The 9744-nt window shown below is 70.2% G+C and carries 13 protein-coding genes; 7 read left to right on the top strand and 6 right to left on the bottom strand.

All coding sequences use genetic code 11. The features are described 5' to 3' along the window. Positions 1 to 254 precede the first annotated feature (254 nt). Together ACFCY1_RS08495 and ACFCY1_RS08490 are read left to right on the top strand one after the other, a co-directional pair. Entirely contained in the window at positions 255 to 2375 is a 2121-nt protein-coding gene (locus tag ACFCY1_RS08495) for an alkyl/aryl-sulfatase (protein ID WP_375873994.1), read from the top strand. A 190-nt stretch (positions 2376 to 2565) separates the two neighbouring features. Next, on the top strand, positions 2566 to 3231 hold the full coding sequence (locus ACFCY1_RS08490) for an MOSC domain-containing protein (protein WP_375873993.1): 666 nt from the start codon (positions 2566 to 2568) through the stop codon (positions 3229 to 3231). 70 nt (positions 3232 to 3301) lie between these two features. Here ACFCY1_RS08490 and ACFCY1_RS08485 read toward each other — a convergent pair whose 3' ends face one another. Further along, positions 3302 to 3427, bottom strand: a complete 126-nt coding sequence (locus tag ACFCY1_RS08485; RefSeq protein WP_375873992.1) for a hypothetical protein — start codon at positions 3425 to 3427, stop codon at positions 3302 to 3304. A 113-nt stretch (positions 3428 to 3540) separates the two neighbouring features. On the opposite strand from ACFCY1_RS08485, the gene ACFCY1_RS08480 reads away from it, so the two are divergent. Both ACFCY1_RS08480 and ACFCY1_RS08475 read left to right on the top strand, forming a co-directional pair. Then, positions 3541 to 4149: a DJ-1/PfpI family protein gene (locus ACFCY1_RS08480; RefSeq protein ID WP_375873991.1), complete on the top strand. Its 609-nt coding sequence runs from the start codon at positions 3541 to 3543 to the stop codon at positions 4147 to 4149. Positions 4150 to 4276: 127 nt separating this feature from the next. Then, positions 4277 to 4780 (top strand): DUF3592 domain-containing protein, encoded by a 504-nt coding sequence (locus ACFCY1_RS08475; protein WP_375873990.1) that lies wholly within the window; start codon positions 4277 to 4279, stop codon positions 4778 to 4780. Positions 4781 to 4925: 145 nt separating this feature from the next. Here the strand turns inward: ACFCY1_RS08475 and ACFCY1_RS08470 are convergent, their stop codons facing one another. From ACFCY1_RS08470 to ACFCY1_RS08450, 5 genes are all read right to left on the bottom strand, one after another. Continuing rightward, entirely contained in the window at positions 4926 to 5618 is a 693-nt protein-coding gene (locus ACFCY1_RS08470) for a hypothetical protein (protein ID WP_375873989.1), read from the bottom strand. A gap of 138 nt (positions 5619 to 5756) precedes the next feature. Then, positions 5757 to 5948 (bottom strand): DUF397 domain-containing protein, encoded by a 192-nt coding sequence (locus ACFCY1_RS08465; RefSeq protein WP_375873988.1) that lies wholly within the window; start codon positions 5946 to 5948, stop codon positions 5757 to 5759. Positions 5949 to 6025: 77 nt separating this feature from the next. Then, a complete protein-coding gene (locus tag ACFCY1_RS08460) occupies positions 6026 to 6445 on the bottom strand; it encodes an I66 family serine proteinase inhibitor (protein WP_181970545.1) in 420 nt (139 codons plus the stop codon). 147 nt (positions 6446 to 6592) lie between these two features. Further along, the gene (locus tag ACFCY1_RS08455) at positions 6593 to 6784 is read right to left on the bottom strand and encodes a DUF397 domain-containing protein (protein ID WP_074000925.1); all 192 of its coding nucleotides are present in this window, start codon (positions 6782 to 6784) and stop codon (positions 6593 to 6595) included. An 11-nt stretch (positions 6785 to 6795) separates the two neighbouring features. After that, positions 6796 to 7644, bottom strand: a complete 849-nt coding sequence (locus ACFCY1_RS08450; RefSeq protein WP_074001194.1) for a helix-turn-helix transcriptional regulator — start codon at positions 7642 to 7644, stop codon at positions 6796 to 6798. A 241-nt stretch (positions 7645 to 7885) separates the two neighbouring features. Between ACFCY1_RS08450 and ACFCY1_RS08445 the strand changes: the two genes are divergently transcribed. From ACFCY1_RS08445 to ACFCY1_RS08435, 3 genes are all read left to right on the top strand, one after another. Then, positions 7886 to 8251, top strand: coding sequence for an ATP-binding protein (locus ACFCY1_RS08445; protein ID WP_117484996.1), 366 nt, complete (start codon positions 7886 to 7888; stop codon positions 8249 to 8251). After that, positions 8251 to 8511: a hypothetical protein gene (locus ACFCY1_RS08440; RefSeq protein WP_375873987.1), complete on the top strand. Its 261-nt coding sequence runs from the start codon at positions 8251 to 8253 to the stop codon at positions 8509 to 8511. The genes ACFCY1_RS08445 and ACFCY1_RS08440 overlap by 1 nt, the downstream gene beginning before the upstream one ends. Before the next feature lie 156 nt (positions 8512 to 8667). Next, positions 8668 to 9732 carry a hypothetical protein gene (locus tag ACFCY1_RS08435; RefSeq protein ID WP_375873986.1) on the top strand — a complete coding sequence of 355 codons (1065 nt, stop codon included), beginning with the start codon at positions 8668 to 8670 and terminating at the stop codon, positions 9730 to 9732. Positions 9733 to 9744 lie beyond the last annotated feature (12 nt).

The following is a 9744-nucleotide window of genomic DNA, read 5'->3' as shown; positions in this document are numbered from 1 at the left end:
GGGCCCCCCGCCGGCGCGGGGGGGGGGGGGGGGCCCCCCCCCGGGGGGGGGGGGGGGGGGGGGGGCGGGGGGGGGGGGCGGGGGGGCCCCGGGGGGGGGGGGGGGGGGGGGGCCCCACGGCGCGTCCGGCCGGGGGTGGTCGGAGAGCGGACGGTGGCTTGAAAGCGACCCTTGTGGGTAGTTGATCGGACGCATAGCGTGACGGCCTGCCGCATCGCGGTTCCTGCCAGCCCGATGAGAGAGGTGGCTTCGCCATGCCCGAAAACTTCGACTACGCCGAGCCCATCGAGCCCACGCCCGCCGTCGCCGCGGCGAACCGGAAGGCCGCCGAGGAGTCCCGGATCGCCGACGAGAAGGACGGCCGGGACTTCGCCGACGCCAGCCGGTTCCAGATCGCCCCGCCGGACGTCCCCGTCATCATGTCCCGCAAGGGCGGGAGCGAGGTGGTCTGGGACTTCACCGCGTACGACTTCCTGGAGCCCGACCTGCGCTCCGAGATGCCGACCGTCAACGGCAGCCTCCACCGGCAGGGCGAACTGACCGCCATCGCCGGGCTGTTCCACGTCACCAGCTGTCCGGAGTACCGGGTCTACCAGGTGCGCGGCTACGACCTGTCCAACATGACGATCATCGAGTCCGACGAGGGCCTCGTCGTCATCGACCCGCTGGCCTGCTACGAGACCGCGCAGGCCGCGCTCCGGCTGTTCCGCGACAGGACCGAGCTCACCAAGGAGCAGCGGCCGGTCAAGGGCGTCGTCTACACCCACTGCCACGTCGACCACTTCGGCGGTTCCCGCGGCCTGTTCCACGAGCTCGGCGACCCGCTGGAGCCGGGTGTCCCCGTCGTCGCGCCGGAGGGCTTCCTGGAGCACGCCGTCAGCGAGAACATCTACGCGGGCCCCGCGATGGCCCGGCGCGCCCAGTACATGTACGCGGCGCAGCTGGACAAGGGCCCGACGGGGCAGGTCGGCGCGGGCCTCGGACTGACCATCTCCACCGGCGAGGTGACCCTCGTCCCGCCGACCGTCTACATCGGCGGACCGGAGCACCCGGCCGTCCCCGAGAAGGACTGGCAGGGCGCGTACGTCATCCCGTGGCGCCCGGGGCTGTACCAGTTCAAGCTGGCCGGCGTCCAGATGCTGTTCCAGCTCACCCCGGGCACCGAGGCCCCGGCGGAGATGAACATCTACCTCCCGAACGCCCGGACGCTGTGCATCGCCGAGAACGCCACCCACACCATGCACAACATCCTCAGCCTGCGCGGCGCGCAGGTCCGGGACGCGCACGCGTGGTCGAAGTACCTCACCGAGGCGATCCAGACCTTCGGCAAGGAGACCGACGTCCTGTTCGCCTCCCATCACTGGCCGATGTGGGCCGAGGCGGACTCGGGCGAGAAGGTCAGCAACGCGCGCATCCTCGAATTCCTCAACAAGCAGCGCGACATGTACGGCTACCTCAACGACCAGTCGCTGCGGCTGATCAACGCCGGCCGCACCGGCATCGAGATCGCCGAGGAGCTGAAGACCCTCCCGAGCGGCCTCAACGACCACTGGTACAACCAGGGTTACTACGGCTCGATGAGCCACAACCTCAAGGCCGTCTACCAGCGGTACATGGGCTGGTACGACGCCAACCCGGCCCACCTGTGGGAGCTGCCGCCCGTCCAGGCGGGCGCGGGCTACGTGGCGGCGATGGGCGGCGCCGAGGCCGTGATCGGCGCGGCCCGGACCGCGTACGAGACCGACACCCCGGACGGCTTCCGCTGGGCGGCCGAACTCCTCAACCACGTCGTCTTCGGGGCCGCCGCCGAGGGCAGCCCGATCACCGAGGCGTCGCTGACCGAGGCCAAGCAGCTCCAGGCCAAGGTCTTCACCCAGCTCGGCTACGGTGCCGAGAACGGCACCTGGCGCAACGCCTACCTCACCGGCGCCCAGGAGGTCGTCAACGGCCCGCAGCCGCTGATCACCAGCCAGAGCTCCGCCGACCTGATCCGCAGCACGACCCTCTACCAGTACTTCTCGGCCCTCGCGCGGAGCGTGGACGGGCCGACGGCCGCCGAGCAGCACCGGATCCCGATCGTGCTCGACTGGGTGTTCACGGACACCGGCGAGAAGTGCACCACCACCCTGCGCAACGGGGTGCTGGTCTTCGTGCCCGGCGGCGACCGCCTCGTCGACGTGCCGGACGCCACCATCACGCTCACCCGTCAGACGCTCAACGAGCTGGCCATGGTCCCGGGCTTCCAGCGCAACTTCGACGAGGCGGTGCAGGACGGGACGATCACGCTGGCGGGCGAGCGGGCCAAGGAGTCGGCCGACGCCGTCTTCGGCACCCTGACCCTCCCCAACCCGAAGTTCCCGATCGTCACCCCGTAGCCACACCGTCCGGCCCCTCCGGTCGCCGGCCCGTCGTGGGGGCGGGGCGCGGGAACGGAGGGGATGCGGCCCCTCGCGCCGGTTCGGGCGCGAGGGGCCTCGCTGTGCGGGAGGTCGGGTGGGCCTCCTATGTCGGGGGGAAGAGGCTGGAGCGGCCCCTCGGGCGGCCCGTTCGGCGTACGGTCGACGTATGGACGTACGTGCGCGACTGCTCTCGGTCAACGTCGGCAGGCCCCGGCCGAACCCGTGGAAGGAAGACCTCGGTCTCACCGGCATCGACAAGCGCCCGGTGGACGGCCCGGTCGCGGTGGCCGCGCCGGGCCCCAAGGGGACGGGCGCCGTCGCCCTGGCCGGGGACCGGGTGTACGACGTGAAGAACCACGGCGGCGACGACCAGGCGGTGTACGCCTACGCCCGGGAGGACCTGGACAGCTGGCAGACGGAGCTCGGCCGGGACCTGGCCAACGGCTCCTTCGGCGAGAACCTGACCACCACCGGCCTGGACGTGAGCGGCGCTCTGATCGGGGAGCGCTGGCGGATCGGCCCGGACGTCGTCCTGGAGGTGTCCTGCTCGCGCATCCCCTGCGGGACCTTCCAGGGCTGGCTGGCGAGGAAGGGCTGGATCCGGCGCTTCACCGAGGCGGCCCTGCCCGGCGCCTACCTGCGGGTGGTCGAACCGGGCGAGCTGCGCGCGGGGGACGCGGTGGAGGTGGTGCACCGCCCGGACCACGACGTCACGGTGGCCCGGTCGTTCCGCGCGGTGACGACCGAACCGGAGCTGCTGCCGGGCCTGTTGGCGGCGGAGGCGCTCCCGGAGGAGATCAAGGAACTGGTGCGCCGGCGGGTCCGGGTGTAGGGCCGCTTCCTCGAACCCGCACGAGCGGGAGGTCTACCGCGCCCTGGAGGACACTCGCCCTCCGCATCGGTCACATCACCGACCCGCCGACCATCCGGATCACCGCGGCGTCCAACTCCGCCTCCCCGACCTCCTCGACGTCGACATCGGGCAAACCCGCCGGCCACAGACCTGAACCAGCGACGTGCGAGAACATGGAGCCAGTCGATGAGTGACGAAGGCCGGCACGATCCACCCGCCGCTGAAAGGATCTCGACGCGGAACGGCGCGCCAGGAGAGACTGGGACACCTCGTCCTGAAGGAGTTGTGATGCAGGTAGCCGTGGTCACCTTCGACGGTTTCAACGAACTCGACAGCTTCATCGCCTCCGCGTTGATCAACCGGTGCCGCAAGGACGGGCTGGAGGCCTTCATCACAACGCCGACGCCGGTGGTCACGTCCATGAACGGCGTCAAGGTGACCGGGCAGCGCCCGATGGAGTTCGTGACCGAGGCCGACGTCGTGCTGATCGGCAGCGGAGTGAAGACACAAGACGTGGTCGCAGACGACCAGCTGATCTCCAGGCTGCGGCTCGACCCGTCGCGACAGCTGATCGGCTCGCAGTGCTCGGGCGCGCTGGTGCTCGCCCGGCTCGGGCTCCTGAAGGACATGCCCGCTTGCACGGACATCAAGAGCCGCCCTTTCGTCGAAGCCTGCGGCGTCACCGTGCTGGACGCACCGTTTCACGCCGAGGGGAACATCGCCACGGCGGGCGGCTGCCTGGCATCCCAGTACCTCGCCACCTGGGTCATCACCCGAGTGCTCGGGGAAGACGCCGCGCGCGACGTCATCGGCTACGTCGCCCCGGTCGGTGAGAACCAAGAGACCGTCGAACGCGCCATCCGCGCCGTCCACTCGGGCGAGGCCGCACTGAGCTGAGCTGACGCCGCGTCAGTCGGTGGCGGTCAGGTACTGGGCGGCATCCGCCCGAACTGAATCAGTGACCTGCGAAGTACGGGGCTGGCGCGGGCGCGCGTGGGCAGCTGGGCTGACACCGGGGGGATCGATGGAGAACGCGCCGGACCACGGCCGGACCGTGCGGAACGGTTCGCTGGCGATGATCGGCCTGGGGGTCCTGCTGTTCGTCCTCAGCCTGGTCTACCTGATACCGCACGACATGGGGGTGACGTCGGAGCTGCGCAGCCGCGGCGTCCACGTCCCGGCGGTCGTCACCGAGTGCGTGGAGGTGAGCGGGCCGCAGGACAACCCGGCGGGCAACTCCGAGTGCCGGGTGCGGTTCACGACGGCCGAGGGGGCGGCCGTCGAGACCCGACTCGCCTACGTCACCGGCACCGTCAAGGCCCGTGACACCGTGACGGTGGTGTACGACCCCCGGCACACCGACGTCGCCGCCCTCGCTTCGAGCATCGGCTTCTGGGACTCGCTGGTCCGGAACGCGCTCGACGTGGTCGCGCTGGTCGCGTCGGTGGTCATGATCCTGGTGGGCCTCGCGGTCCACCTCGCGTACCGCTGGCTCACCCGGGCGCGCAGCCGGCCCGGGGCGATGTGACGCCCCTGCGCCCGCCCCGCGCCCGGGACTGGCGGCGAGGGGCGCGGAGCGCAGGAAGTCGGGCGGGCCGACTTCTCGTGCGTCGACGGTCAACGTGCTTGTGGTGCTTGTCGACACCTGGGCGGTGAGCGATCGGGCGCAGGCGTTACGGGGAGCCGGTGGCGGACTGGGTGGAGAGGGTGGCGGTAGCGAAGGAGCGGGTTCGTTCCGCGGCCTGGTCCAGGGGGACGTGCTGGTTGTTCGGCGGGTAGAAGTCGACCTCGCCGACCGCGCTGTAGTTCGCCCAGAAGCAGGTCGTCATCGGGAAGCCGTCCGCGACGTTCTGCCGGCACTTCATCACCATGGTCTTCGAGGAGTACGCCTTCGGCTCGCCGACGGGCGAGCGGCCGTAGTCCTGAATCAGCTTCATGGTGTGCTCGAAGGACTTGTCGAGCGCGCCCTGGGGGTCGTCGACCGTGGTGAAGAGGCTGGTCCTCGCCGTGAAGTGAGGCGCCGTCGCGCTGTGCGCCCCCTTGCTCAGCGTGATCCGGGGGTTCCCGAAGCACGACGCCGTGCCTTTGACCTCGTCCCCGCCATCCTTGAGGGCGGGGAGGTCGTCTACCCCGGCGACGAGCATGTCCAGGTCGCTGCCGAACTTGAAGCCGCCCTTGCCCTCGGAGCAGGTCAGTCCGTCCAGTTGGGGGACGACGACCCGCGAGTACCGCGTCCCGGTGTCGGGCCCGAGCTGCTCCGCCTTCGGCGCCGAGGCCGGCTTGCCGCCGTTCCCCTCGTTCGACCCACACCCTGCGACCAGCACGCCCAGAACCAGGGCCGCTGCCGGAATCCCCCACTTGCGCACCTGTGCGCCACCTTTCGTGCCCCCGTTGACGATCACCAGGGATCGTACGCGAGACGCCGGGCATGTACCGGGCGTGGTGGGGGTGTTGGGGCCGGTGCACAGGAAGTCGGGCGGGCCGACTTCCTGTGCTGGAGGGGGTCAGGCGTGGTGGTCGAACTCGCCGGCCTGGGCGGCTCGGAGGAAGGCGGCGAAGGTGGTGGGGGTGGTGTGGAGGGTGAGGTGGCCCTCGTCGGACTCGCGGAGTTCGACCGAGCCGTTGGTCGTGCGGACCTCGACGCAGTACTCGGCATTGCCGCTGAAAGAGGACTTCTGCCAGTCGCAGTTGGGCATGTCGGCCTCCTGGGTTGGGCTGCTGATGGTACGCCCCGCGCCTGGGGAGAGCGAGGGGGCGTCACGTCGCTTAGGAGTCAGCGGCCGATGCGGGCGAAGGTGAAGGCGGTGGAGCCTTCGAGGACGGGGATGACCTCGATCCGGCTCTGCCGGCCGGGTTCGAGGACGGTCCACGAGGAGCCCTGGGGGGACTTGATCCGGTACGTGTCCGGGACGCCGTCGACGGGGATCAGCTCCCACTCCGGGGCGTCGCCCTGGTCGAGGAGGAGGGAGACCAGCGGGCCAGCGGGCTGGAGGTCCTCCACGGCGGTCGGGGCGCCTTTGGCGTAGAGCCGGTAGTGGTTGTTGGGATAGGCCTCGACGAGCCAGACGGCGTCCTGGTCGTCGGTGTTGGCGAAGACGGCTTTGGGGGAGAGGTCCAGGGCTTCGTGACGGGCTCGGCCGATCCGGGCGTCGCCGCTCTGGATGGTGTAGAGGCCGGACTCCAACTGGGCCATGGCTGTCATTCCTTCGCGATACGGGCGAGGTGCAGGACAGTTGTACGTGCTCGGAGGAAGACGAGGGAGGGGCCTCGGCGTGCCGTCACCTGAACGAGCTACGCCCCCTCGCCGGGGCAGGCGAGGGGGCGTGGATGGTGTGGAGTGTCAGGCGTGGTGGTCGAATTCGCCGGCCTTGACGCCGAGGAGGAGGGCGGCGAGGGCAGTGGGGGTGCTGCGGATGGTGAGGTGGCCTTCGTCGGATTCGCGGAGTTCGACTGCCCAACCCACCGTACGGACCTCCACGCAGTTCTCGACGTTGCCGCTGAAGGAGGACTTCTGCCACTCGGTGTCGGTCATGTTGGGCCCTTTCACAGGTTTCGCGCGATCTTGCGAATCAAGTCGCGGGAGTCATCCTCGCTCAGTGCCGATGCTTCGGTGCGTTCGAAGATGGCCCGGTAGCTGGCCAGCTCGCTGACGGCATCGAGGTATTCGGGACCGTGGGAGGACTCCCGTTCAACGGTGTCGAGCTCAGGGACCGCACCGAACGAGTACGTGAGGTTCTCGGCGGGCCCGGGAAAGGTCTCGATGTCGAACGGCACCACGCGAATGGTCATCCAAGGCAACTCGGAGTCTTCGAGCAAGGAGGAAAGCTGTTCCTTGAGGACCGCCGTGCCGCCGAACCGCGTCCACAGTACTGATTCGTAGATGAAGAAGGTCAGGGGCTTCGGACTGCGACGCAGTTCGGCCTTGCGCTGCATCCTGAACGCGGTGCGGGCCTCCAGCTCGTGCTGAGGCAGCGGAGGAAAGACGCGTCCAAAGACAGCTGAGGCGTAGTTGAAGGTCTGGCAAGGGCCGGGCATGTGGGTGAGAAGCCACAGCATGAGTTCACGGGAGGTCTTCTCAAACTCTGCGTTCTCAAGGACGCCGTCCGGGACAGCGCCTCGATGCTTCTCCCACCAGCCCTTGGAGCGGTCCCGAACCATGGCTTCCAGAGCCTCGATCAAGGGCGGGTTTATGCACTTGCAGGCTGCCGCGAAGGACCGGAGTCGGTCCACGTTTACGCTGGTCTTTCCGTTCTCCATCTGTGTCACTTGGGCAGCGCTCACGCCAAGTGCACGAGCGAGCTGGCTGCCACCGAGGCCGGATTGCTCGCGCATCTTCCGTAGCTCGGCGCCCAGACGGCGCTGACGAAGGGTTGGGTTCTGGCGACCAGGCATGGTGACAGTCTGCCTCGCCAGCACGTGGTGGGGCCATCTGTCCCTCGGGAGAGGGAACTTCGGCAGAACAACCTAAAATTAAGTAGTTCCTGCGTTATGGTCGGTCTCACATCGATCCGACGGATCGTCAGTAACGCCTGCTAGCAAGCACCGCAGAGCAGCCATGTCCTTCTCCACGGCCTGGCTCACGGCGACACATGTTCCGCCGGTTCCCCCTCACTCACGCCTCGGGAGAACTCCCATGCGTCACATCAACACCCCCACCATCGCCGTCGCGCGACAGACCCTCCGCAACACCATGACCCGCGTCGGCTGGCCCGCCTCGCCGATCTTCGACGCGCAGCTCGCGCTCTGCGAGCTCCTCGTCAACGCGTGGCGGCACACCGAAACCCCCGCGCCGCTGGTCGAGATCATCTCCGAGGGGGACGTCCTCCGGGTCTCCGTCACGGACGAGAGCCCGGTGCTGCCCTCCAGCCCGCCGCTGTCCCTGCTCGCCGAGTCCGGCCGGGGCCTCCAGCTCGTCGCCGCCCTCACCCACGGCTGGGGCGTCGACCCCCACGAGCGTGCCAAATCCGTCTGGTTCGAGCTGCGGAAGGGCGCCGTCTGATGATCTACCGCCCCGGCCGTCACCCGATGCTGCCGACCGACCCCCGGATCCGCTACTACACCGAGGACCACATCAGCGCCCTCCTGGACGAAGTCGTGGAGCGGGGGCGCGAGTTCGGCCTGATCTTCCCCTCGATCGGCACCGACCGGACCATGGACGGCCGCGTCCTCGTCCGCTTCAACACGGCGCCGGCGTCAACTCTCCTGAACCTCCTCACCCTGCTCCTCGACGCCGAGCGCAGGACCGCGTGCGATACCTGATCGGGACGGCCTTCGCCGTCCTCCTCGCCCTCGCGACCGCCATCGTCGCCCTGGGCATCGTCACCACCCTCCGCGCGGCCCCGCCGCCCGACCAGGACGCCTGACCCCGCCAGCCCCCGCCGCCCACGCGCCGGGGGCTGCGGCACGATGGACCCCATGCACAGCGACCACTACGCGCCGCCGACCACCCTCCTCGGCCTCCTCCAGCGCGGCCGGGGCCAAGGCGCGCGGATAGCCGCCGAGGATCCGGCGGCGGTCGCCGACCTGGTCCACGGCTGCATCCGCTGGGACTGGCGCTGGGACCGGCAGGTGGACGACCGACACCTCTACTTGGCCCGGCTGATCCTGGACCTGGAGCTCCCGGTCGCCCCGGTGGTGGACTTCCTGTCCGGTGACGAGGACACCCGGGACCGGGCCACCGGCGTGCTGGAGCTGCTGGCACTCGGCGGTTCGGAGGAAGCCCGGCGGGCGCTGCCGGACCGTATCTCCGAGGGGGACGGTCCGGCCCCGCGCCACCCCGCGAAACGCGTGGACCCGTACCCGGACCGGGACAACGCGGCTCTACTCGCCCTGCTGCGCGACCCGGGAGTCGCCGACGGTGCCAAGACGACCGCTCTCCTCGCGCTGTCGCTCCGGCCGCCAGAGCCCGAGCTGATCCCGCTGGTCCCCGCCCTCGCTGCCGCCGACGGCATCCGACCGCTGCCGCTGCTGGGTAAGGCCGTCGACCGGCTGGCCGGGCAGGCCGTGCCGGCGGCCCGGGAGTGGGCGGCTTCGGAGCGGGCGTGGCTCGCCGAGATCGGCTTCGGCGTGCTGGCCGCCCACGGTGACGAGAATGACGTGCCGAGCTTGATCGCCGAACTGGAGCGGCGGTGGGTGGACCGGTCCTGGTGCGGCCCGGACGATCTCGCGCGCGGTCTCGCCCGCTTCGGGCCGGAGGCTGCCGACGCGGTCTCGCTGCTGCGCCGTTTCTGGCTCTGGACCCCGCACTCGTACGAGCGTGCCGACTACCTGGAGGCGCTGGCGGCGATGGGGGCCGCCGGCATGGCCGAGGCGTACACCGAGTCGCTGTGGGACTGCGAGGCGCGAGCCCGGCTCCTCGCCGTCGAGTACGCCCCCGACCGGCCCGAGGTGCGCGACCGTCTCGCCCGTCTGCGGGACGATCCGATGGAGGAGCCGGAGGTCCGCGAGGCCGCCGGGGCGCGACTCGCCGGGCCGGCCTAGGCACCTTCGCCA

The organism is Kitasatospora sp. NPDC056273 (assembly GCF_042268845.1).
Taxonomy (GTDB): Bacteria; Actinomycetota; Actinomycetes; order Streptomycetales; family Streptomycetaceae; genus Kitasatospora.
This window is presented reverse-complemented; position numbering and strand designations above follow the sequence as displayed.